General features: G+C 38.1%; 28 protein-coding genes. 26 read left to right on the top strand and 2 right to left on the bottom strand.

Features of this window, described 5'->3' with window-relative positions:
* Positions 1-272 precede the first annotated feature (272 nt).
* From sodA to ACFX4N_RS16995, 17 genes are all read left to right on the top strand, one after another.
* Positions 273-881 (top strand): superoxide dismutase SodA, encoded by a 609-nt coding sequence (gene sodA, locus ACFX4N_RS17075; protein ID WP_013059198.1) that lies wholly within the window; start codon positions 273-275, stop codon positions 879-881.
* A 129-nt stretch (positions 882-1010) separates the two neighbouring features.
* The gene (locus ACFX4N_RS17070) at positions 1011-2288 is read left to right on the top strand and encodes an MFS transporter (RefSeq protein WP_025601562.1); all 1278 of its coding nucleotides are present in this window, start codon (positions 1011-1013) and stop codon (positions 2286-2288) included.
* Between the two features lie 161 nt (positions 2289-2449).
* Positions 2450-4627: a peptidoglycan D,D-transpeptidase FtsI family protein gene (locus ACFX4N_RS17065; RefSeq protein WP_098807516.1), complete on the top strand. Its 2178-nt coding sequence runs from the start codon at positions 2450-2452 to the stop codon at positions 4625-4627.
* Between the two features lie 143 nt (positions 4628-4770).
* Positions 4771-4893: a hypothetical protein gene (locus tag ACFX4N_RS17060; protein WP_013059195.1), complete on the top strand. Its 123-nt coding sequence runs from the start codon at positions 4771-4773 to the stop codon at positions 4891-4893.
* 367 nt (positions 4894-5260) lie between these two features.
* Positions 5261-6058, top strand: coding sequence for a phosphate ABC transporter ATP-binding protein PstB (pstB, locus tag ACFX4N_RS17055; protein ID WP_370506071.1), 798 nt, complete (start codon positions 5261-5263; stop codon positions 6056-6058).
* Between the two features lie 22 nt (positions 6059-6080).
* The gene (gene phoU / locus ACFX4N_RS17050) at positions 6081-6740 is read left to right on the top strand and encodes a phosphate signaling complex protein PhoU (protein ID WP_013059193.1); all 660 of its coding nucleotides are present in this window, start codon (positions 6081-6083) and stop codon (positions 6738-6740) included.
* Positions 6741-6933: 193 nt separating this feature from the next.
* The gene (locus ACFX4N_RS17045) at positions 6934-7428 is read left to right on the top strand and encodes a DUF4912 domain-containing protein (protein WP_025601556.1); all 495 of its coding nucleotides are present in this window, start codon (positions 6934-6936) and stop codon (positions 7426-7428) included.
* On the top strand, positions 7421-9739 hold the full coding sequence (locus ACFX4N_RS17040) for a glycosyltransferase (RefSeq protein WP_057274030.1): 2319 nt from the start codon (positions 7421-7423) through the stop codon (positions 9737-9739). The genes ACFX4N_RS17045 and ACFX4N_RS17040 overlap by 8 nt, the downstream gene beginning before the upstream one ends.
* Entirely contained in the window at positions 9736-12015 is a 2280-nt protein-coding gene (locus ACFX4N_RS17035; protein ID WP_057274029.1) for a sugar phosphate nucleotidyltransferase, read from the top strand. Before ACFX4N_RS17040 ends, ACFX4N_RS17035 begins: the two co-directional genes overlap by 4 nt.
* A 242-nt stretch (positions 12016-12257) precedes the next feature.
* Entirely contained in the window at positions 12258-12407 is a 150-nt protein-coding gene (rpmG, locus tag ACFX4N_RS17030) for a 50S ribosomal protein L33 (RefSeq protein WP_013059189.1), read from the top strand.
* Between the two features lie 46 nt (positions 12408-12453).
* Positions 12454-13020, top strand: coding sequence for a 5-formyltetrahydrofolate cyclo-ligase (locus ACFX4N_RS17025; protein WP_013059188.1), 567 nt, complete (start codon positions 12454-12456; stop codon positions 13018-13020).
* Positions 13007-13804, top strand: coding sequence for a DUF92 domain-containing protein (locus ACFX4N_RS17020; protein ID WP_013059187.1), 798 nt, complete (start codon positions 13007-13009; stop codon positions 13802-13804). The genes ACFX4N_RS17025 and ACFX4N_RS17020 overlap by 14 nt, the downstream gene beginning before the upstream one ends.
* A gap of 51 nt (positions 13805-13855) precedes the next feature.
* Complete coding sequence (locus ACFX4N_RS17015) at positions 13856-14032, top strand: hypothetical protein (RefSeq protein ID WP_013059186.1); 177 nt, start codon at positions 13856-13858, stop codon at positions 14030-14032.
* Between the two features lie 134 nt (positions 14033-14166).
* Complete coding sequence (locus ACFX4N_RS17010) at positions 14167-15687, top strand: rhomboid family protein (protein WP_057274028.1); 1521 nt, start codon at positions 14167-14169, stop codon at positions 15685-15687.
* A 181-nt stretch (positions 15688-15868) separates the two neighbouring features.
* Entirely contained in the window at positions 15869-16075 is a 207-nt protein-coding gene (locus tag ACFX4N_RS17005) for a YqgQ family protein (protein WP_013059184.1), read from the top strand.
* 2 nt (positions 16076-16077) lie between these two features.
* Positions 16078-17046, top strand: coding sequence for an ROK family glucokinase (locus ACFX4N_RS17000; protein WP_013059183.1), 969 nt, complete (start codon positions 16078-16080; stop codon positions 17044-17046).
* A gap of 111 nt (positions 17047-17157) precedes the next feature.
* The gene (locus tag ACFX4N_RS16995; RefSeq protein ID WP_192099989.1) at positions 17158-18060 is read left to right on the top strand and encodes a M14 family metallopeptidase; all 903 of its coding nucleotides are present in this window, start codon (positions 17158-17160) and stop codon (positions 18058-18060) included.
* A 36-nt stretch (positions 18061-18096) separates the two neighbouring features.
* Here ACFX4N_RS16995 and ACFX4N_RS16990 read toward each other — a convergent pair whose 3' ends face one another.
* Positions 18097-18273 carry a DUF2759 domain-containing protein gene (locus ACFX4N_RS16990; RefSeq protein WP_013059181.1) on the bottom strand — a complete coding sequence of 59 codons (177 nt, stop codon included), beginning with the start codon at positions 18271-18273 and terminating at the stop codon, positions 18097-18099.
* Between the two features lie 208 nt (positions 18274-18481).
* On the opposite strand from ACFX4N_RS16990, the gene ACFX4N_RS16985 reads away from it, so the two are divergent.
* Positions 18482-19114, top strand: a complete 633-nt coding sequence (locus ACFX4N_RS16985) for an MBL fold metallo-hydrolase (protein ID WP_057274026.1) — start codon at positions 18482-18484, stop codon at positions 19112-19114.
* 37 nt (positions 19115-19151) lie between these two features.
* On the opposite strand, the gene ACFX4N_RS16980 is transcribed toward ACFX4N_RS16985, so the two are convergent.
* A complete protein-coding gene (locus ACFX4N_RS16980) occupies positions 19152-19388 on the bottom strand; it encodes a DUF2626 domain-containing protein (RefSeq protein WP_013059179.1) in 237 nt (78 codons plus the stop codon).
* Between the two features lie 261 nt (positions 19389-19649).
* Here ACFX4N_RS16980 and ACFX4N_RS16975 point away from each other — a divergent pair, with 261 nt between their 5' ends.
* The 8 genes from ACFX4N_RS16975 to comGG all read left to right on the top strand — a co-directional run bounded on the left by ACFX4N_RS16975 (position 19650) and on the right by comGG (position 24262).
* On the top strand, positions 19650-20033 hold the full coding sequence (locus tag ACFX4N_RS16975; protein ID WP_013059178.1) for a Spx/MgsR family RNA polymerase-binding regulatory protein: 384 nt from the start codon (positions 19650-19652) through the stop codon (positions 20031-20033).
* Positions 20034-20302: 269 nt separating this feature from the next.
* Positions 20303-21355, top strand: a complete 1053-nt coding sequence (comGA, locus tag ACFX4N_RS16970; RefSeq protein WP_013059177.1) for a competence type IV pilus ATPase ComGA — start codon at positions 20303-20305, stop codon at positions 21353-21355.
* The gene (comGB, locus tag ACFX4N_RS16965; protein ID WP_013059176.1) at positions 21346-22392 is read left to right on the top strand and encodes a competence type IV pilus assembly protein ComGB; all 1047 of its coding nucleotides are present in this window, start codon (positions 21346-21348) and stop codon (positions 22390-22392) included. Before comGA ends, comGB begins: the two co-directional genes overlap by 10 nt.
* Positions 22393-22406: 14 nt before the next feature.
* Complete coding sequence (gene comGC / locus ACFX4N_RS16960; RefSeq protein ID WP_013059175.1) at positions 22407-22718, top strand: competence type IV pilus major pilin ComGC; 312 nt, start codon at positions 22407-22409, stop codon at positions 22716-22718.
* Positions 22705-23142, top strand: coding sequence for a competence type IV pilus minor pilin ComGD (gene comGD, locus ACFX4N_RS16955; RefSeq protein ID WP_057233454.1), 438 nt, complete (start codon positions 22705-22707; stop codon positions 23140-23142). The genes comGC and comGD overlap by 14 nt, the downstream gene beginning before the upstream one ends.
* Positions 23126-23464, top strand: a complete 339-nt coding sequence (locus tag ACFX4N_RS16950; protein WP_013059173.1) for a type II secretion system protein — start codon at positions 23126-23128, stop codon at positions 23462-23464. The genes comGD and ACFX4N_RS16950 overlap by 17 nt, the downstream gene beginning before the upstream one ends.
* Entirely contained in the window at positions 23461-23898 is a 438-nt protein-coding gene (gene comGF, locus ACFX4N_RS16945; protein WP_057274025.1) for a competence type IV pilus minor pilin ComGF, read from the top strand. Before ACFX4N_RS16950 ends, comGF begins: the two co-directional genes overlap by 4 nt.
* Positions 23888-24262, top strand: a complete 375-nt coding sequence (gene comGG / locus ACFX4N_RS16940) for a competence type IV pilus minor pilin ComGG (RefSeq protein ID WP_013059171.1) — start codon at positions 23888-23890, stop codon at positions 24260-24262. The genes comGF and comGG overlap by 11 nt, the downstream gene beginning before the upstream one ends.
* The last annotated feature ends 12 nt before the right edge of the window (positions 24263-24274 follow it).

Below are 24274 nucleotides of genomic sequence, written 5' to 3'. Positions count from 1 at the left end.
GGCTGAAGGGATCGGTCTTGAAAACCGACAGGGGTGTTAAAGCCCGCGGGGGTTCGAATCCCTCTTCCTCCGCCATACTATTGTCTATTCAAAGCTTCTTTTGAGAAAAAGAAGCTTTTTTTATGTTTAAAAGAATAGCGAATGGGAATTAGGTAAATATAAATCATGGATTAGGAACTTTTTATTTGAAACAGTAGGGTAAATTTGCTAATCTAAACGTATATGGTGCTTTTGCGCCAAAATGCTTACATATTTTGAAGGAGGAATTATTCATGGCTTACAAATTACCAGAACTACCTTATGCATACGATGCACTGGAACCACATATCGACAAAGAAACAATGAATATTCACCACACAAAACATCACAACACATATGTTACAAATCTAAACGCTGCTGTTGAAGGCAAAGCGGATTTAGAAAGCAAAAGTATTGAAGAGTTAATTTCAAACTTAGATGCTGTTCCTGAAGATATCCGTACAGCAGTACGCAATAACGGTGGCGGTCATGCGAACCACTCATTATTTTGGACAATCCTTTGCCCTAACGGCGGCGGTGCTCCAACTGGTGAATTAGCAGACGCTATCGCTAGCAAATTCGGCAGCTTTGATCAATTCAAAGAAGAATTTGCAAATGCAGCTAAAACTCGCTTCGGTTCTGGCTGGGCTTGGTTAGTTGTAAACAACGGCGAATTAGAAGTAACAAGCACACCAAACCAAGATAGCCCATTAATGGAAGGCAAAACGCCAATTCTTGGTCTAGACGTTTGGGAGCACGCTTACTACTTAAATTACCAAAACCGCCGTCCAGATTACATTTCAGCATTCTTTAATGTTGTAAAATGGGACGAAGTTGCTAAGCGTTACGACGCTGCAAAATAAGCTGAAGACGTATTTAAGAGCCAGTAAAGTAATTATTACCTTTACTGGCTTTTTTGTTTTCCAATTCTTTTACATATCTCCTTTTCTTTTTCACACACTAGGTGTAGAAGAGAAAAGGAGTTTTTTGATATGCCTTTATTAAAAAAAGTAGTTGGAGATGTAGAAGTTAGTAAAGATTTACTTTTGCTTTTAATTATAGGCGGTCTTTATGCCTTGGCTATTTCAATTTCCAATTCGTTTGTTAACATTTATCTGTGGAAACAATCAGGCGAATTTTCGGATCTCGCTATTTATAATTTAGCGGTAGTGGTGCTTCAGCCGCTTACGTTTATTTTAGCAGGTAAATGGGCCAAACGAATTGACCGGGTTGTGGTTTTAAGGTTAGGTGTATCTTTTTTAGCTGTTTTTTATATCGCTGTATTAGTCAGTGGAGCTAACGCAGCCGAGTATTTAGTATTGCTTGGTGGACTGCTGGGTATAGGATACGGCTTTTATTGGCTAGCTTTTAATGTGCTAACTTTTGAAATTACAGAACCTGATACAAGAGACTTTTTCAACGGATTTTTAGGGATCTTAAACTCTTTTGCAGGGATGATTGGTCCTTTAGGAGCGGGCTTTGTTATTTCCGCTTTGTATGAATCACTTGGGTATAAAATTGTGTTTGGTGTATCGCTGCTATTGTTTATCGGTGCCGTTGTGCTTAGTTTTTTTATTACAAGACGCGCAGCGGAAGGAGTATACAAATTTAAAGAAGTATGGGCTGAACGAAAAGTCAATAAAGACTGGAATCGAATATTGCAGGCTCATTTCTTTCAAGGGTTGCGTGAAGGTACGTTCATTTTTGTTGTATCCGTCATGGTATTTATTACGACGGGAAGTGAATTAGCTTTAGGAACATATGGACTGGTGAATTCAGCGGTTGCGTTTGTAGGATACTATGTTGCCTCAAGGTTTATTAAGCAAAAAAATCGCCTTCGGTTTATCTTCACAGGAGGCCTCCTTCTCTATGGAGCAGTCTTTTTGCTTATCTTTAACTTATCGTATCCAAAGTTAATTATATATGCTGTTTGTATTGCCATTGCCTATCCTATTTTGTTGGTTCCATTCATTTCTCTAACGTACGATGTGATTGGACGAGCAAAAGACGTTGTTTCAAAAAGAATTGAATACATTGTTGTCAGAGAAGTATTTCTGAATATCGGGCGCGTCGTTTCCATATCTTTATTTTTAATAGCTGTACTAATTTTTGATGAAGCAAAAAGTATTCCCATTTTATTAGCTATTGTTGGAGCAGGGCATACGATCATTTATTTTTGTGTGAGACATATCTCACAGCCTCTGCACAAAAAAGAAACGACTGTTACTCCTCCGGTATTAAATGAAGGAGACGGAGAGTCTCCAGCTTAGAGTGTTGTCAGCTCCTTCATTTGTACTATGGAAAATGCTTCGCTTTTCTTTTAGAATAAATACGTTGTGTAAATAGGCACCTGCCAGGTGTCTATTTATTTGCTAAATGTCTGATTTTATGGTGTTATGGTATATATGTTTTATAAAGTGTAGGTGTTGGTATGAAAAAGAAAAAAAGAAGAAAAAGTCACGTGCCTTTTCGTGTGAACTTACTTTTCTTGACCGTATTTGCCCTATTTTCCGTATTAATTTTGCGGTTGGGACTTGTTCAAATTGTGTACGGTGAGAATTACGAACGAGAAGTCGAAAAAACACAGGACGTTACGGTCAGTACGCCTGTTCCTCGAGGGAAAATGTACGATCGTTATAACCGCGTAATTGTAGATAATACCTCTTTAAATACGATTACATATACTCGTTTTCAAGGAAATACAGCTGAAGAAAGGCTGCGCATCGCTAAAAAGTTAGCCACTATGATCGATGTTCCTTACACCACAAATGTGATTGATATTCCAGAAAATAAAAAGAATAAAGATGCTAAAAATGTGGTGAAAATTACAGAACGCGATATGAAGGATTATTGGATTATGCTTCACCCTAAAGAAGCGGAACAGAAAATTACGCAAGCTGATCGCAAAAAAGTTCAAGATGGTGAAATGACTGATGACGAACTGTATCAACATCAGTTAGACCGCATCTCTAAAAAAGATTTAGAAAGTCTAAAGAGTGATTTAGAAGTTCTCGCTATTAAGCGCCAAATGGAGGCAGGTTACTCTAACACCCCGCAAATTGTTAAGAGCGGTGTGACAAATGAAGAGTATGCCGTTGTAAGTGAGCACTTAGATGAACTTCCAGGTGTTGATACAACAACGTATTGGGATCGCTCATACCCAGAAAACAGTACTCTCCGTACTTTGCTTGGAAATGTATCATCTGCCAACGAAGGACTGCCCAAAGATAAAGTACAGTATTACTTGTCAAGAGGCTATAGCCGAAATGACCAAGTTGGGACGAGCTATTTAGAGAAGCAATACGAAGCCCAGCTCAGCGGTCAAAAAGAAAAAGTTCAATATGTAACAGATAAAAAAGGAAATCTCCTTGATACAATTCAAGTGTCTAAAGGTGAACGCGGCAGTGATTTGGTTTTAACTATTGATATGGAGCTTCAAAAAGCAGTAGAAAAACAAATTACGGACCAGCTTTTAGCCAAAAAGCAAATGAAAGGAACGCAATTTTTAGACCGTGCTTTTGTTATTATGATGGATCCTCACACAGGAGAAATTTTAACAATGGCAGGTAAAAAATACACCATTGATAAGAAGACTGGAGCGCCTAAAATAGAAGATTTTGCATTGGGAAATATTTCAACATCTTATGCAATGGGCTCTGTTGTAAAAGGAGCAACGGTTTTAGCCGGCTTAGATTCAGGAGCTATTAAGCCAAACACAGTGTTCGTTGATGAACCGTTAAAAATTAAAGGAACACCGGTTAAAAAATCAGCTGAGGCTGAAGGGCTAGGACCCTTAACGTATTCATCTGCGTTAAAATATTCATCCAACGTATTTATGTTTAAAACGGTAATGGCTATGGCTGGGTTACAGTATCATAAAAACATGACTTTACCGATTAAACCTGATACATTCAGCGAACTGCGTTCTTACTACAGTCAGTTCGGCTTAGGCGTATCAACAGGCATAGACCTTGATAACGAATCAACAGGTGTCCAAGGTGGAAGCGATGTTCCAGGTACGGCGCTTGATTTAGGAATTGGTCAGTATGATACGTACACGCCGCTGCAGCTTGTTCAATATACTTCTGCAATAGCTAATGGAGGGTATCGCATTAAGCCGCAGCTAGTAAAAGAAATCCGAAAACCAACGATTAAAACCGATGAAATTGGCGGTACGCAGCATTCATTTGAGCCTGATGTGTTAAATCGTATCACGATGAAAGAAGAATACATTAAAGATGTTCAAAGTGGCTTTAAGCGCGTTACGCAAGAACAAGGCGGTACAGGGTATGCAGCTTTCCATACAGCGAACTATAATCCTGCTGGTAAATCAGGAACGGCACAAGCCTATGAGAAAAACCCAAGCGGAGGGGACCCTATTAAAGTTAATAATTCAAACTTTGTGGCCTTTGCTCCGGCAAATAATCCTGAAATTGCAGTAGCTGTGGTGGTACCATCGGCATTTGTGCCAAGTGCACCAAATACCATTACAAAAGAGCTTGCTCGTTCTGCGCTCGATACGTATTTTGATTTAAAGAAAAAAGGTGAACAAGAAGTAAAAGACCAAGAAGAGAATCAACAGGCTGTCATTGCAAACGACGCCAATTAAAGAGGCTGGAACAAAAACATATTAATTGAAGTTAAGATCCGAACAAAGTTGGTTAAGAATCAACTTTGTTCGGATTTTTTATTTGTAGGGTGAACGTAGATTTCGTGTATGTAGGTGCTTTTAGCGGTTGATTGGAGGGCAAGGTGAAGACTCCTGCAGGAAAAGCGAAGCGACGAGGAGACTCACCGGCCGTTCGTGGAAAGCGAAGTCTTGCACGAAAATCAACAGTGGTGTCGGAAGTAATTCATACTGGCTTATTTATCTAATTTATCCATCTTTAGATTGAATTGATTTAGTTATGTCTCTACCTCTTCTTTTTTTGTTAAAAATCTTTACATATATGGTTTTTTATTGAATTTAAGGGTCGTAAGAACTAGTTTTTTACCTAAAAAACACGCAGATAGACCTTCGTTTACAAAAGCTTTACATTGAGTTAAAACACAATTAATAGTCGGCTATTATTCTGTAAGTGTAAGGATTAATAGAAATGATCAAAATAAGGGGAAGCGTTTCGGCTTCTCGTATTTATTTACACTGATAGTAAACAATAGATATTAAATAGACATAGAGAGACTTTTATTGTGCTCAAAACGGTTAAAGACGATGAAGGAGGATTATCCAATGGCAATAACAATGGAATTGACTAACAAAGAAAAAGTAAATACTCCGCAAACAAAAGAAATTGTATATAAAACAAAAGGTTTGAATTTATGGTATGGCAACACACATGCCTTAAAAAATATTGATTTAGACATTCATGCTAACGAAGTTACCGCGATCATCGGTCCATCAGGCTGCGGAAAATCAACATATATTAAAACGTTAAATCGTATGGTAGAAATGACTCCAATTGTCCGTACATCAGGTGAGATTGAGTATAGAGGGAAAAATATTTTTGATAAATCGTACCACGTGGAAGAGCTGCGCACGCAAGTAGGAATGGTTTTCCAAAAGCCAAATCCGTTCCCGAAATCTATTTATGATAATATTGCGTACGGTCCAAGAATTCATGGCGTTCGCAACAAGAAAAAACTAGATGAAATTGTTGAAAAAAGTTTACGAGGAGCAGCTATTTGGGACGAAGTTAAAGATCGTTTGAATCAAAATGCAAATGGGTTGTCAGGTGGACAACAGCAGCGTATCTGTATTGCGCGCTGCTTGGCAATTGAACCTGACGTTATTTTAATGGATGAGCCTACTTCTGCGCTCGATCCAATTTCAACATTAAAAGTAGAAGAGTTAGTACAAGAATTAAAGAAAGACTTCAGCATTATTATTGTTACCCACAATATGCAGCAAGCGGCACGTATTTCAGATAAAACAGCATTTTTCTTAAATGGAGAAGTGGTAGAGTACGCAGAAACAGATAAAATCTTCTCAATGCCATCTGATAAACGCACAGAAGATTATATTACAGGTCGTTTCGGTTAAGACATACAAGGAGATGGGATGAGTGGTTGTACGCGAAAAGTTTCATGGTGATTTAAAGATATTACGTGAAAAATTATTAGAAATAGGGCGCTTAACGCATGAGGCGCTATCAAAATCAATTGAAGCGTTGCAAACAAGCAACGTTGAGCTGGCGCTAGAAATTATCGACGGCGATTCATACGTGGATGACTTAGAAGAAGAAATTAATGACCTAGCTATCTTACTGATCGCAAAGCAGCAGCCGGTGGCTATCGATTTAAGACGTATCATTGTGGCAATTAAAATTGCTTCGGATGTTGAGCGTATGGCAGATTTTGCGGTTAACGTAGCAAAATCAGCTATACGAATTGGAAACGAAGAATTAATTAAGCCGTTAGAACACGTAAAGAAAATGCACGATATTTCGATTGAAATGTTGAGCCTTTCGTTAAAAGCTTATCACGAGGAAGATCTTGTGCTGGCTAAAAAAGTAGCGGAAATGGACGATCAAGTGGATGAACTTTACGGAATAACAATCAAAGAACTTTTAAGTCTTGCTAAAGAAAAGCAGGAGGCTATGAACCAAATTACGCAGCTTTTATTTGTAGCCCGTTATTTAGAGCGTATGGCTGATCATACCACTAACGTAGCAGAAAGCGTATTTTACCTTGTAAAAGGCAAACGCTACGACTTAAACGAATAGTAGAAAAACCTCTTCTAATAAGCGAAGAGGTTTTTTTGTTAGTAAATTATAATTACTATGTTAACCTGAATTTTTAACACAAATCGACAAATTGCGTTTATTGTGGCAACTTTTTCTGAATGGTAAGATGTTAATAAGTTTATACGGCATTTATATGTAGAAAAAACATTCTAAGAAACGAAGTGATAAAACAGTGGCTGCTAATCTTATTCAAAACTTAAATGTGTGTATAGCTACTCAGCTTGACTCATCTCGTATTTATGTTCACTGGTCGTTTTCTGAGCATATTCGAGAGATGGTAGAAAGTATGTTTTCGACACGGTGGGAAGAATTGAATCTAGCTATGTGTACGTATGATATAACAGGTCTTCATTTTAACGGCCATGAATCACACCGCTATTATATGAAGGGTCTTACTCCTAAGCAAGACTTCATGTTTATGAACAGCTTGGAAAGTGAGCGCACGTATGTAATAGATATTGGTATTCAAGATAAAGAAGGAAGTTTTTTTTCCCTTCTTCGTTCGAATCCAGTTTATTTGATGAAAGAACAACATGAACAAGTGAATGTAACTTCGTTAGGCTGGATGTACGAACCTGTAAAAGTTCACCAGGGTGTTCAAAATGAATTTAGCACATATTCCTTATATTCAAATGACTTGGAGCAGGTGAAGAAGCAATATGAATAGTGATGACTGTATTCTTTTAACTTATATGCATTGTCCGTTGCTACATGTACTTCAAACAGAGAGTGAGTATCCGCTGTTTGAACAAGTAACGAACGAGTTCATCCCTTTTTTAGATCAAATTGAGTCTAAGAAATTGATAGGTGCAACAGCTGTGATGTCTTGTGTGTTTTTGAACGCATTAAACGACGAGGAGTTTAACACTCGTTACGCTCAATATTTACACCAGTTTTCAAGCCGGCAGCATCAGAGAGCACTCACTTTTTTAAAAAAGTGGAACGGGAGCTTGTTCTCAGCCTGCAAATATTTCTTTCAGCATGACATGATGGAATGTATTCCTACTACCGTAACGAACGCGTTCGTTTCCACCCTTAAAACCGAACAAACATTAAATCTCCAAATTACAGAAGCAATACGTGTTTTTCAACAGTTTTTTGAAAAAAAGCCCGTCGGTTTTTTTATACAGCAAGGAGAGTATACTCATCAAGTAGATATGCTCCTAAAATCTCATGAAATGCGCTATACCTTTGTGAAGTCATCAACAGATGAACTAAAAAAGTCGCCTGCTGGCATTATCTTGTTTCCATATCCTAAGCAAGGAAAACAAGTTGAGGAAGGAACAATGAATAAAGCGAGCGCTGTTTTGGATTTGAAGGCTAAGGACACGCTTGGCTTTCAGCGAATGCAAGCAGCAAGCGGTACATTTCAATATCCTTTAGATTACGCGAGGGATATAGAGTTTCATCAAAACGAAACTCTTGCACTCTACGGTGCAACAAAAAGCGCTGAATTTGTTAGTGAGAACAATCAATTGTTTATTTCAACCGTACAGAAGTCAGAGGCGATGCTAGATTTTATCGATTCTAAACATCCTAGCGTGGTGAATGCTATCTACCGACAGTGGCTCCTTTTAAGTAGCAGCGATTGGCTTTATAATTTTGAAAAAGTCAGAGATGAATACGAAAGGCAAGTAAAACTATTTGATTTTCTTTGTCACGAAGAGAATCCAAGGATGGATAGCGAAAACAGTTTTCTTTCAGGAAGTTCTTTTTTATACCCTACAAAAGAGATAGAGCCGGCGGCTTTATCAGTAAATCAATATAAAGGCGGTCTCTCCATTTTAATGCTTGCATGGGAATTCCCTCCTCTAGTTATCGGAGGACTTGCACGACATGTATTTGATTTATCCAGAGCGTTAGCAAAGGCGGGCCATCATGTTAGTGTATTAACAACGTATGTAGAGGGGCTGCCGGAATATGAGCGTTTATACGGTGTTCACGTTTACCGAGTTAAAAGCCTGCAGCCTCATCATCCGGATTTTTTGACATGGGTAAACAGTTTGAACGTGGCTATGGCTCTTAGAGGACTGCAGTTAGGCTACAAGCTGTCTTTTGACGTTATTCATGCTCATGACTGGCTTGTTGCATCCGCTGCAAAATGTTTAGCAGATAAAACGGATAGACCGCTAATTACGACCATTCATGCAACAGAACATGGGCGCAATAATGGTATTCATAATGACATGCAGCAGAAAATTCACTTGCAAGAAGAGGAGCTGATTCGACAATCAAGCTCAATCATTGTCTGCAGCGACTATATGAAGAAAGAATTAATCACTTTATTTCACGTAGAGCAAGATAAAATTGCTATATTTCCAAATGGAATTGACAAGCAGCTGGTAGTCGACGCAGTAAATGAGCGGTTAAAAGAAAGTTTACAAAAGAAATATAATTTTAGAAAGGCCCCTATTATTTTTTCAATTGGACGAATTGTATATGAAAAAGGATTTCAGCTATTTATTGAAGCAGCGGAACTATTTAAGAAAAAACAAATAGATGTTCAATTCGTTGTGGCAGGAAAAGGGCCTTTACTTCATGAGTTTCGAACACAGGTAAGTGAAAAGCAATTAGACAAATACGTGTATTTTATTGGATACATTACCGATAACGAACGAAATCAGCTTCTTCAAGCTTGCAAAATGGTTGTTTTTCCAAGTCTATATGAACCTTTTGGAATTGTGGCTTTAGAGGGGATGGTAGCCAAGAAGCCAACTATCGTTGCCGATACAGGAGGTCTAAGTGATATTGTTTCACATTTCGACACGGGCCTGACGTTTGCCCGAGGAGATACGCTCGAATTAATCAACTGTATTGAATTTTTGTTAAAAAATGAAAAAACGGCTGCGAAAATCAGCGAAAATGGGTATAGAAAAGCAACAACTATGTTTAGCTGGGAAAAAATCGCTATTGATACAAGTAAGCTGTTTCAACATCACATTTGCCAGGATAAAAAAAGGAGGGAGGCAAAAAATTGAAAGCCATTATACTTGCTGGCGGTAAAGGAACAAGACTGCAGCCCTTGACCTATACGATTCCAAAGCCTATGCTGCCGCTTTACGATAAACCTGTGATGGAATATAGCATTGAACTGCTTAAGAAACATGGAATTACAGAGATTGGGATTACGCTGCAGTATAGGCATGAACAAATTATTGAATACTTTGGGGATGGCTCTCAGTGGGGAGTGACGCTTACTTATTTTATCGAAAAAGAGCCTCTTGGAACAGCGGGCGGAATTAAGCGAGCAGAGGCCTTTATTGAGGAAGACTGTATTATTATTAGTGGAGATGCCTTAACAGAAATTAATCTTCAAGACGTTATTCATTTTCATTATGAACAAAAAAGCGAAATGACCATTGTTACAAAAGAAGTAAACGACGTGCGGGGTTATGGAGTGGTGACGATAGATGAAGGGCATCGAGTCACGGGATTTGTAGAGAAACCGACCTACGAACAGGCCAATAGCCGATTGATTAATACGGGAGTGTATGTGATCAAAAAATCCGTTCTTGATTACGTGAATTCTTATGGTCCTACAGATTTTAGCTTTGACATTATCCCGCTTCTTTTGGAATATAATCATACTGTGTGCAGTTTTGTAACGGAAGATTATTGGATTGATATTGGGCAAATCCACCATTATCGTCAAGCACACTATGATTTGTGGAGGAAGTGGTTTGGCAATAGACAGGAAAGTATTGTCTCAGATGACGCGCTTATAGAAGAAGGGGTGACTATTTACGATCCGGTTTACGTAGGAGAAAATGTGGTGATTAGAAAAGGTGCTTCAATTGGTCCTTACACGATTATCGGAACCAATAGTATCATAGAAGCACATGCTGCAATCGATAAAACGATTTTGCTTCAAAACGTAACGGTGGGGGCAGAATCGTTTTTATACAACGCTACGATAGGTCCCTATGTAAATGTTCAAGCAATGACTACGTATGTCCAAGATACAGTAGCTGAAAATCAAGTGCTACCTCAACTTTCTGTAAAACCAGATGTTTCTATCTTCAAAAACGGTCGCCTGTATGTACATTCATCTGTTGATCGAGAAAGACTATACAATGCGTTATTACTTGTATGCAAACACCAAGGGTCGTTCTGTCTAGCAAGCGATGATGAAGGAGAAGCCATTCAACTTCGCAAAGAATGCTTTTCTTTTTTACGGAGTAATCATTCAGCTGTGTATGATATTAAAAAAGAAGCTCTTCCGGTATTTCGATATTACATGATGACTTCACAAGCGAGCATTGGTATTTATATTGGTGTGGATAGCAAAAACAGCGGCCTCTTTTTAGAAATATATGATAAGAAAGGGCAATTAGTTAATCAGCTTATTGAAAAAAAGATTGAGCGGATGTACCTTCAAGCTAAAAAAGCAAACATAACAACTTCTGTTTCACTTAAAGAAACAAGGATAGGAAATATCAGGGAAGAATATTGCGATGCTTTAGTAAAATCAATTAATCAGCATATTTTATTAGAAGACAGTACGAGGATTGGCGTGATTTGTTCGCCGTTTATACAGGAAGTTGTCGAATTATTATGTAAGCGTCTTCGTGTCCACGTTTTATTTTTAAACAAATGGGAGAAAACAGAAGAAATCAAACGAATAATTAAACGAAATAAGCTGTCTTTTTGTATTCAGATTAAAGAAGATGGAGAAACATTTGCTCTATATGATGAAAAAGGCTGCAGCGTAAATGACTCAGAAATTATGTCGCTTTATATTTATAGCGTATACATGACAAAAAAAGTAGCATTCGTTCCTATTCCTATACACTATTCATCCACACTAGAAACATTTGCTCAATCTCTCAATCAATCATTTATGAGGACAAAAGCAAAAAAACGTGATTTGCTTAGTCTTTTGGGGCCCGTTCAATTTCAGTTAGATGCCATGTACGCTTTATGTCAGCTGATCGAATTAATTATGGTGCAACAGCGGAAAATTTCTGAAATGATTCAATATGTCCCGCACGCTTATATGAACTGGCGGTATATTTCATGTCCGCTAGAAATTCAAGAACAAGTGATGAAGAAACTATTAGAAGAAGCAATCGGTAAACAAGTGTATGTCATTGATGGCTTAAAAATTTACCATGATCCCCATGAATGGACGCTTATTTTGCCCGATGGTCACTTGCCTGTATTAAATATTTATTCAGAGGCGTTAAACACTCAGACTGCCAAGAAGCTGTCGGCATATTTTGTAGAAAAAATACAAGAGTATCAAAGAGTGTAAATAATGGCTTTTATTTAAAAGAAAGGAAGTACACCTCTCATAAAAAGAGTTCCGCTTATTTCAAGAAACTTCATCTATATATAAGGCGTAGCAGAGAAGGAGCTCAGGGCTCTAAGAGGAAAGAAAAAGTGAAGAAATGAAATTAAATGACTTTCTTCAAAAAAACAGACTGGCATTTCCTTTCGAAAAATGATATTATATTAAAGTCTGATTTATGTTTATAATGTTTGGAGGGAAAATAGATGCGCGTAAACGTTACATTAGCTTGCACTGAAACTGGTGACCGTAATTACATTACAACTAAAAACAAGCGTAATAACCCAGATCGTCTTGAGTTAAAAAAATACAGCCCAAGACTTAAAAAAGTTACACTTCATCGTGAAACAAAGTAAGCAGTAGGAGTACAATCCTGCTGTTTTTTTTATAGGGGGAATTAAAATGAAATCTCATCTGCGCAAAGAGATGAAGCGCGTTCTTAATTTAATTTCTGAAGAGCAGCACGAGGCACATTCAACAAGCATAGCAAATGCACTGTATGAAACTTGTTTATGGAAAGAAGCTAGAGTCATTGCAGCTACGGTTTCAAGAAATAAAGAAGTTAATACGAAAGCCATCATTGAACGTGCTTGGAAAGATGGAAAGAAAGTAGCTGTTCCAAAATGCAACCCCACAACATCTCAAATGGTTTTCTACGAGATTACGAATTTTTCACAGCTTGAAACAGTGTACTACGGGTTAGCGGAGCCAATTGTTGAAGAAACTGTTCCCGTTTCAAAATCTTCAATTGATTTACTCCTTGTGCCTGGCGTGGTATATAGCAAAAATGGATATCGTATCGGCTATGGAGGCGGCTATTACGATCGTTATCTAACAGATTATACCGGACAGAAGCTAAGCCTTGCGTTTGATTGTCAAGTCGTTTCAGAGGTCCCCCATGAATCTCATGATATTCCCGTTGAATATATTTTGACAGAGAAGGAGCTTATTTGCTGTGAATCCGTTTGATGCTGTCATGATAATTGTAATATTACTCATGGCAGGAGCAGGCTACATAGCAAAAGCACTGACAGTATCGGGAGCCTGCATGTCTTTTCTCGTAGGAGCGAGCGTTTATATCGGCTTTTCGCTTCAAGGTTTTTTACTCTTACTCTTATTTTTTAGCACTTCTACGTTGTGTAGTAAGTACAAAAAAGAAAAAAAACGCGCATTAGAAGAAAAGCTAGAGAAGCACGACAGACGAGATTATATTCAAGTCCTTGCTAATGGAGGTGTAGCTGCTGCTTGCGGTTTGTTATATGCAGCAACAGCTTTTCCTGTTTACATGTGGATGTTTATGATCAGTATCTCAGCTGCTAATGCGGACACATGGGCATCTGAAATAGGGTCTCTTAGTAAGAAGCCGCCGTTTTACCTTTGGACATTAAAGAGAGTAGAAGCGGGTACCTCAGGAGCCGTTTCACTTTTAGGTACAGCAGCCGGAGCAGCCGGAGCTTTTCTTATCGCTGCCGCTTGTTATTTTGCTTTTCCATCCGTATCGCTGAGTAGTATATTGCTAGTCGGGTGCTTTGGTTTTATTGGAAACGCTATAGACACTCTTCTTGGGGCAAGTGTGCAAGTTCGCTTTCGCTGTCAAAGCTGCGGTATTGAAACGGAACGGAAAGACCATTGCCGTAAGCCAACGATAAAAGAGAAAGGAATAACTTTCTTTAACAATGATGTTGTGAATCTTGCCGCTATTTTGCTTGCTGCTTTTACAGGCGGAATCCTTATCCTGCTTTTACCTATATAAGAGCATAAAATGTTCGTCATAGGAGCAAAGTAAACGTAAGGAGGCTTGAAAATGAGACATATTGTATTAGTACTTACGCTTTTAGTTGTTGGAACGCTGGGCTATCAAATGAGATACCGTGTTTTAAATTCGCTGTTTGGAAATTCATTTATCCGCAGTCTAGCTGTTCGTTCATTTTTTAATTTGCCGTTTGTTCGGGATCGTTTAATGAAGCAGGTCTTCCGCTAAGAGCGAAAGATACATAAAAAACACCTTACAGACTTGTAAGGTGTTTTTTTGTAGAAAAAGAAAAAGGGAAAATCGTTGCTTTTTTCCTGGCTTTCTGCCATCTTTACATATAGAGAGTGTGAGGAGGTGACTATTTGTCTAGGCAAGATTTTTATTATTTGCAGCTGGCACAGCAATTGCTTGGCCATTCTTCATACGAGCTGATTTCGATGAAAGCTGATGCTTCAGAGCTATGGTTTCAGTCTTCGCATCGTAAAGATAAGTCAATCGTCCGTATAGTCCGCCGGAATTTTAAATCAGCCGTTGAGCAGCAAAAAGATGTATTGTATGCATTACAAAGAGCTGAGAATGTGCGAAAGCAGAGAGGTAAATCAACGCTTACTCTTAACACGATTTACTTTGCTGATTTTGATCCTTTTTATACAGAGCAGTCCTTAGAAAGTGCGCCAAGTCCCTCTAAAGTGAATAGTTACGTTGAACAACTAACGGCAGAGAAAGCAAGCGCTTATGAACCTCTATTCGAACGGCTGGGTCTTACATTAGAAAGCGCAGACAATTGCTCTTCCGAAGAAGAAGCACAGCGAATAGAGCAGTGGAAACATAAAATTGTGCTTTTTGTACAGAAAAAACAAAGCGAAGAGCAGCAAATAGCTGGATACGGGAAGCCTATTTTTACATATATATTTTTAGCGCTGCAAATCTTAATGTTTCTATTTCTGGAGTGGAAGAGCAGTACACAAAATACGCTCACTCTGATTCAATACGGAGCTAAATACAACCCCTTAATTATGGAAGGCGAATGGTGGCGTTTTTTTACACCTATAATTTTGCATATAGGACTCCTGCATTTGCTTATGAATAGTGTAGCCCTGTATTATTTAGGAACGCTTGTAGAGAGGATATATGGCAGCGGGCGTTTTGTCTTTATTTATATATTTGCCGGGTTTGCAGGATCTCTAGGAAGTTTTATATGGAATACGTCTATTTCCGCAGGAGCCTCAGGGGCTATTTTCGGTTGCTTTGGAGCTTTACTGTTTATAGCAAGAACAAATCCACGCTTCTTTTTTCGAACAATGGGGTCGAGTTTCATTGTAATCATTGTGATTAACTTGATTTTTGGATTTGTTGCGCCGAACGTCGATAATGCAGGGCATATTGGCGGTTTGGTTGGCGGGTTTTTAGCTGCGAGCATCGTCAGTTTACCGAAACAAAAAAAGCTGTATATTCAGATTCCGGCTTTCATTTGCACGCTTTTATTAGTAGGAAGTCTGCTTTTTTATGGATATCATGAGCGTTCTGTTTATCAAGATGAGCCCTATGCACTCAGCGTAGCGGCTACGTATCTTCAGCAGAAGCAGTATGAAGAAGCAAAAGATGCCATTAAGCTTTTTGTTGAAAAAGGAACAGGAAATAGTAACGTGTATTTCGTCAGTGCTAGCGCAGAATTTTATCTTGAAAATTATAAAGAAGCTAAACAGCAATTGAATCAGGCTATAAAGTATGATTCAACTTTTCATGAGGCGTATTACAATTTAGCTCTGGTGAATATGAAACTGAATGATATTCCAGCGGCCACACAAAATATCGATAAAGCAATTGAGCTTGAACCGCAAAATGAAAAATACGAAAAGCTGAAGCAAGAGCTAGAAAATTAAAACTGTTGAATGACGAATTTAATATTTTATACTTTACTATTGTGAGAACGTTTACTAGAATATTAATATGTAGACCTAGCAGTGGGCGTTAAATACGGCCGCTGTTTATGACTGAATGACTGTTGAGTTATCTCAAAATAAATGAATCATATCACCTAGAAAATAGGATAAAGGTGACAGAATGAATACGCTATATGATGTACAACAATTATTAAAGTCCTTCGGCATTTTTATATACGTGGGCGATCGTATTGCTGATTTAGAGCTGATGGAAGCGGAAGTAAAAGAGTTATATCAGTCTAACTTGATTGATGTACGTGATTACCAAATGGCAATTCTTTTGCTTCGTCGAGAGTTAAAACAACAAAAAGAGAAAAAGGATGAATGAACATGGATGACAAATGGTTAGTTGGAGTTGATTTAGGCGGTACAACAATAAAAATGGCCTTTATTAATCATTATGGAGAAATCATTCACAAGTGGGAAATTAATACGGATGTGAGCGAGCAAGGTCGTAAAATTCCAACAGATATTGCAAAAGCAATTGATAAAAAGTTAAACGATCTTGGAGAAGTAAAATCAAGGTTAGTAGGAATTGGTATTGGTGCACCGGGGCCTGTCAACTTTGCAAACGGTTCGATTGAAGTAGCTGTCAATTTAGGTTGGGAAAAATTCCCTATCAAAGATATCTTGGAAGTAGAAACTTCTCTTCCTGTTGTAGTAGACAATGATGCAAACATTGCAGCAATTGGAGAAATGTGGAAGGGTGCTGGAGACGGAGCAAAAGATTTACTTTGCGTTACGCTTGGCACAGGCGTTGGCGGTGGCGTCATTGCAAACGGTGAAATTGTACAAGGCGTAAATGGAGCCGCTGGTGAGATCGGGCACATTACTTCTATTCCTGAAGGCGGGGCACCGTGTAACTGCGGCAAAACCGGCTGTTTAGAAACAATTGCTTCAGCAACTGGAATTGTACGTTTAACAATGGAAGAGTTAACGGAAACGGACAAACCAAGTGAGCTTCGCACAGTGTTAGAACAAAATGGACAAGTTACATCTAAAGATGTATTTGATGCAGCTCGTTCAAAAGACGAGTTAGCTATGCATGTTGTAGATAAAGTTGCCTTTCATTTAGGTCTAGCACTAGCAAACTCTGCTAATGCATTAAACCCTGAGAAGATCGTTCTAGGAGGCGGTGTGTCTCGTGCAGGCGAGGTATTACTTGCACCGGTAAGAGATTATTTCAAACGTTTTGCATTTCCTCGCGTAGCGCAAGGTGCTGAACTAGCAATCGCTACTTTAGGAAACGATGCGGGAATTATTGGAGGAGCTTGGTTAGTTAAATCTTATTTTGAATAATAAGCAAGAATCTAACTGAGATAAAAAAGCGCTTTGACATTTAGTCAAAGCGCTTTTTTATCATGCATCTTTTCAATCTTTACATATACATAGTGTAAAGGAGTGAAGATTATGCAAATTGTAGATATCCAAAAGCCCTACGATTACACACGAACAATACAAGATATCCAAACACTTTTGACGTACTACCCCTATGGTTCTCTTGAATGGATAGGGTGCAGCGTGCTTGGAAAGCCGATTCCTCATATTTTAATTGGAAACGGAGAAAGAAAGGTTCATATTAATGCGTCTTTTCATGCCAATGAATGGATTACGACAAATGCTCTTCTACAGTTTGTTGAAGATTATTTAGCTGCTCTTCATTACAACCAGGCGTTGAACGGGCAGGAAGCAAGAGCTCTTTTTAATCAAATTACGCTTTCTGCGGTTCCAATTGTTAATCCAGACGGAGTAGATCTGGTCTTAAAAGGTCCTCCTGTAAGTGAACCTTATGCGTCTTTTCTTTCTAAAATAGGAAGAGATTTTCCTGATTTTCAAAGCTGGAAAGCAAATATCCGAGGGGTAGACTTAAACAATCAGTTTCCGGCTTATTGGGAAATTGAAAAAAAGCGCAAAGAACCTAAAGCTCCGCATTATCGGGACTTTCCAGGTTATGAATCTCTGTCTGAACCTGAAGCGCAGGCAATGGTAAAACTCGTTGAGCGTCATGATTTTGATTGTGTGATTGCTTTACATACCCAAGGAGAAGAATTTTACTGGGGGTATATGAATGAAGAGCCGACGGAAGCGGAGGAAATAGCCAGTTATTTTGAAAGGGTAAGCGGTTATAAAGCAGTCAAAACGATTGATAGTCACGCTGGATTTAAGGATTGGTTTATCTTAGAAAAGAAAAAGCTAGGGTTCACCTTAGAACTGGGGAAAGGAATTAATCCGCTGCCTCTATCTCAAATATCACGCGTATATAATCCGACCAAAGCTATTTTAGTTGCGGCAATGGAATATCTATCTATTTGAAAAGCCACGCAAAGCATATGCTTTGCGTGGCTTTTTTTAATGATGTACCGCCGGATAACCGTGATGTATAATGGTCATCACGGTAAACCATCCAAATACACCGAATGTTAGTACCGAAAAACCAATGCCTAATATGTTTTTATTTCTAAAAGATGAAATAGCTGCAAATACGCCTAGCAATGTTGTTAGTGCAAAAATAATCATAAGACCCACTCGAAGAAACCTCCTTTAGGCAACTTAAAATTAAAGCGCTATCATTAGCTTATCCCTTTAATTGTAAAACTTTTCTAACCGTTTGTCGAGATGAAAACCAATCTTTCTTTCGCCTTATTAGCTTAGAAAGGTCCTTACTTTCATTTATAAGATGATGTGTGTATGATAATGCATATAACGGAAATAAATTTTACAAGGAGGATACATTATGAACTATCATCGTATACCGCTAGGACCTATTCAAACGAATTGTTATGTCGTTGCTAACGAAAAAAAAGAGTGTTTAGTTTTTGACCCGGGAGCTCAGGGAAAACAGCTCGTTGAATTTCTAGAAAAACAAACGTATAAACCGTTGGCTATTTTGCTGACACACGCTCATTTTGATCACATTGGAGGAGTAGATGAAGTGATGAATCACTACTCTATCCCGCTTTATGTACATAAAAATGAAAAAGAATGGCTTCATAATAGTGATTTAAACGGTTCGAAATTTTTTGATTTAGGAGAAATTACGGCTCCAGATGCAACCGATATTATTTCAGTCGAAGGCAATTTAACAATTGGCTCATTCCAATTTGAGGTGTACGAAACGCCTGGCCATTCTCCTGGCAGCGTTTCATATTATTTCAAATCGGGTAACTTTGTAGTATCTGGTGACGCACTTTTTGCAGGCGGCATTGGACGCACAGATTTACCTGGAGGCAATCAAACTCAGCTGTTAGAAAGCATCGAATCGAAATTGCTGTCCCTTCCAGAAGATACGCTTGTACTAAGCGGTCACGGACCTGAAACAACTGTGGGACACGAAATGGATCAAAATCCTTTCCTAAATGGTTTTTAAGAATACAAAAAGCGATGGAAGCCCATCGCTTTTCTCTTTACTGTCCTGGTGTCATCATAAAAGTTGACCAGTACGTGAACCCCACAAAAAAGACGGTCAAATATGCTCCGAAAACGTAAATGTACATTCTTTCAGACAGCTTTAAATAACTAAGAATTACAAAAAAGCCTGTTTGAGCTAAAAAGAGTAAAGAAGTCTTATGCATGTGACCGAGGTAAAACATTACAGTGAAAATTGCTGTCCAGAACCCCATTACACGGTACATTCGTTCCACGTCCATTTCCTCCTTTATCAAACTTAGTTAGTGTCATGATGAATGTCATCGCTGTGTAAGCACTAGAAAGCACTTATGAAACTATATCGATACTTTTCCATTATAATACATCCTTTCTTTCCTGAAAACGCTATCTTTTCCTTGAAATACGACAGAAGAAAAAAAGTTATACAAAACATGTGTAAAATACTATACAAAAGTTATACAAAACGTGTACAATGTATATAAACAATCTATAACTAAAAAACGGGAGGGTTTCATATGGAAGAAATTAAATTTTATACGTACCCGAGCTGTACATCTTGTCGTAAAACGAAAAAGTGGCTAGTGAAGGAAGATGTGAATTTTAAAGAGCGTCATTTATTTAGAGAAACACCTACTCATAAAGAAATGCTTGAACTTCTTTCTATGACAACAGAAGGGATGGATGAACTTCTTGCTAAAAGAAGTCAAGAATATAAAAAGTTAAATGTTGATGTGGATAGCATGACACTATCTGAAGTAGTCAATCTATTAATTGAACATCCTCGTTTGCTTCGCCGACCAATTTTAACAGATGGCAAAAAGCTTGTAGTAGGCTATAACGAATCTGCTCTTAAAAATTTAGTCAAGAAAAAAACAAGTCTTGCTTCTCTAGTTGTGTAAGCGTACATGATGAAGAAGTTCAATTCAGTAAATAACGAATAAAACGACAGCGTAGAGTTTTACATCACGTTGTCTTTTTTTATGTAGTCGTTTAGAGGTGTACAGAAGTTGTACATCGTGTACAAGGGCTGAAGCGAAGAAAAGAAGCGTATACTGAAAAAATTATAAAAAATGAAAAAAGAAGGAGGAAAATCTCGAAAAAGGTCGAAATTACTGTTTCTAGATGTTTTACTAATCATCTTTATTACAAATAAAGGAGTGATGATCGCTTGACCGAAATTGAACAGTTTGCAACTTACATTATACGAGATGCATGTGAGTGCCGAAGTTCTGATGTGCATATTGTGCCCCGAAAGAAAGATGCTGTGATTCAGCTGCGAATTGACCAGGAGCTTATTTTAAAGAGGGTTATTTCAAAGGAAATGTCTGAACGGCTCATTTCGCATTTTAAATTTTTAGGGGGAATGGATATTGGCGAGCGCAGAAAACCTCAAAATGGTGCATTGACCACTTCCATTGATCACTATCAAGTAAATTTGCGTTTATCAACCCTTCCTACTTCTCATGATGAAAGTCTTGTTATTCGGCTTTTGCCTCACCAACAATCTACATCTCTCAAACATTTATCTCTTTTTCCTGAACATACTAAAAAGCTTATTTCTCTCTTGAAATTCTCTCATGGATTAATTATTTTTACCGGTCCTACAGGATCAGGTAAAACCACTACTCTATATACTCTTTTACACGAAGTAAAGCACCTTTTTAATCGAAATGTTATTACACTAGAAGACCCTATTGAAAAACCGAGTGAAACCGTGCTTCAAGTACAGGTAAATGAACGGGCGGGGATTACGTACACGACTGGTTTAAAAGCTATATTGCGCCATGACCCAGACATTATCATGGTGGGAGAAATAAGAGATAGTGAGACTGCCAAAATTGCTGTGAGAGCAGCACTTACCGGACACTTGGTTTTGACAACGATGCATACTAAAGATACAAAAGGATCTTTGTACAGGCTGCTTGAATTTGGGGTTAGCTTTCAAGAAATGGAACAGACTCTTGTAGCAGTAGCTGCACAGCGCCTTGTAGAAATTCGCTGTCCGCTGTGTTCCGGAAAATGCCACCCCGCTTGTAAAAAAATGAGAAAGCATCGTCAGTCCAGCATATACGAATTGCTTTATGGCAAGGAGCTTAGTGCAGTGATGAGAGAAGTGAAAGGAGAAAATGCGGATTATGATTATAAGACGCTCCGAGATGTGATTCTAAAAGGAATCGCGCTAGGCTATTTATATCCGCATTCGCTAGACGGATGGGGGTAAAGACAAATAGACAAAAAAGGTGGTCTCTTGCTCAGCAAGCAAAAATTCTTAAGCAGGTCTCTAAGCTTTTGGAAAAAGGCTACACTCTTTCTCAAGCTCTTTCGTTTTTGACGTTTCAAGTATCTAACAAAGAAAAAACGGATATTGAAAAATGTCTTGAGCAGTTAAAACGAGGAGAATCTTTGCACGATGCTTTTGTTAAACTTCAGTTTCACCGCGATATTTTAAGCTATTTATATTTTGCGGAACAGCATGGAAACCTTCAATTTGCTTTAAAAGAAAGCAGCTCAATGATTGAAGAAAAAGTAAGGCATCGTAAAAAATTTCAAAAGCTTGTTCAATACCCCGTATTGCTACTGCTGTTTATTCTTTCCATTTTATTTGTTTTAAGTACGGTTTTACTTCCACAGTTTGAAGCTCTGTACTTATCCTTTGGAAACAAGCAGTCTTCGTTTATTCTCTTATTTATGCAGGCGATGTCGTTCTTTCCTTTTGTGTTACCTGCAGTCATCAGTATGCCAATCATTCTTTATTTGTTTTATGTGATTTATATTAAAAAATTGCCTCCAGTAGTTCAAATGCAGCTTTTTATGAGAGTTCCCGTTATCCGAACGTTCACACGGCTATTTAACTCGTACTTTTTTTCTGTTCATATGAGCAATTTACTAAATGGTGGTTTATCTATTTATGAATGCTTTGCTCTTTTTCAAAAGCAAGAGCATCATCCGTTTTTTCAAGTGGAAGCTTTTGCTTTTACAGATCAACTTTCCTCAGGAATGCGATTAGATCATATCGTTTCAGGTAAATCTCATTATGAAAAAGACTTGGCTCAAGTTATTGTGCATGGTCAGCAGAACGGTGAGCTTTCTCAAGAACTGTATGATTACAGTCTATTTATGATGGAAAGAATGGAACAGTTTATTTTTCGTATTTTAAAATATGTACAGCCGCTTACATTCTTATTCATCGGAATTGTCATTCTGCTTATGTATATGTCCGTTATGCTTCCGATGTTAGAAGTGATGTCGAGCTTGTAGAAAGGTGAAAGAATATGATTCTAAAAGGTGATAAAGGATTTACCCTTATTGAAATGCTCATTGTTATGCTCGTTATTACCGTGCTTTTGCTCATTATGATTCCAAATGTATTAAAGCATAATACGGTTATTAACAACAAAGGCTGCTCAGCTCTTGTCAAAACCGTAGAGGCTGAGGTACAAGTATACGAACTTGAAAATGGCGAAAAACCAAGTCTAGAAGAGCTTGAAGCAGGAGGCTACTTAAAAGAAGGCACCGTGTGTCCAAATGGTCAAGCCATTCAAATTGACGGTACCGGAAAGGTTACAGCTAGTGGTTCTTCTTAAGCAAAAAGGATTTACCCTCATTGAGATGCTGATGGTTTTATTTATTGTGCAAGTGATGATGTTTTCCATTATTGTAGCCATTCGTCCGCTTGTGGAATATTACAAAATCACATTATTTTTGCGACAGCTGCAAAGCGACACGTTTTATGTGCAGCAAACAGCAATGAACCGAGAATCTCCAATTAAAATTAACTTCGCACCGAAGGGAACAGAATATATTGTTTCTGATTCTCGTGCCGTTCTTTATAAGCGCGCTTATGACTCCACCATTCATATCACGTTTGGAAGCGGCAATTCCACGATACAATACAACAAAAACGGCAATATTTCTCAAGCGAAGACCATTTTTATCAGCAATCAAAAATTTAAATATAAAGTTACTTTTCAAATAGGCAGAGGGCGTTTTTATGTGGACAAGATGTAAGGGTCAGCAGGGCTACACCTTGTTAGAAATGCTTGTTTCATTTAGCATGCTTTTACTCCTAACCGGTACAATTATTCCTTTGTATGTTCAGATGAAGGAAGCAGAAAAGAAGCAATATGTTTCGTATCAAGCTGATGCTATCTTGCACGAAGAGCTATTGAAATATAAATATGAAGCAGGATATAAACGGCGAGAAAAAATCGTAAAAGAAAACGTTGCGTTTTATCTGAAGTGGAACGGAGAAAGTGCTCAAAAGCTTTGTGTAGAATGGACAGATTCCGCTGAGAAAATGAAAAAGAAGTGTGATGTGATGTTGAAGTGAAAAGGGAAAAAGGCTTTACGCTTGTAGAGATGTTAGTCAGTTTTACTCTTTTTTTGATCATTGTTTCATTTTTCCCCATTATCATTCCGCTAGCTAAGCAAACATATAATCCGGATTTTAGTATGAATGAAATGGAGTGGGGAATTTTTGTGAATCAACTTGCTATGGAATATCGAGAAGCAAAAGAAGTGGGAATTCATGCGACTACGCTTACGTTGAAAATGGAAAATAATCAGATCATCACTTATGAACGCTACGAAGACAAGATAAGAAGACGAGTGGATGAAAGCGGTCATGAAGTTGTGCTGCAGCACATTAAGAATATTATGTATGAACAGCAAAAAGAAAGGCTTTTGATTCGTTCAACAGACGGTGTTAACAAAGTTAGAGAAGAAACCATTACGACGTTTTTGATGCTTGCTCATGAAACATAATGAGCAAGGATTTATTCTCCCAGTTGTTTTGGCATTTTGTGCGCTTTTTCTTCTGTTAGTAGCTCAGCAAACCACTTATTTTGTGACGAAAAGTTCATTTTATCAAGAAGTAGAGCAGAAAAATCGTCTGCAGCATCTTTTAGAAAACGCGGTTGTACATGTAAAAAAAGAAATAAAAGAACATAATAAATCTCCATCTGCATCTTTAGTATTAGAAACTGGTACGGTTTCATACGAAGTAGTAAGTGAAGATGAACAGATGATCATCCTAAAAATAAAGTGTCAAACATTGCAAGGAAGAGCATTGACGGAAACGGCATATATTCAAAAAAAGGATCAGCACATTGTGAAGTGGACGGATTAAGTCTCTTTCTCT

It is taken from the genome of Priestia sp. YIM B13551 (assembly GCF_042787905.1).
GTDB lineage: Bacteria > Bacillota > Bacilli > Bacillales > Bacillaceae_H > Priestia.
Note: the sequence above shows the minus strand (reverse complement) of the source record. Positions and strands in the feature narration are given on the sequence as shown.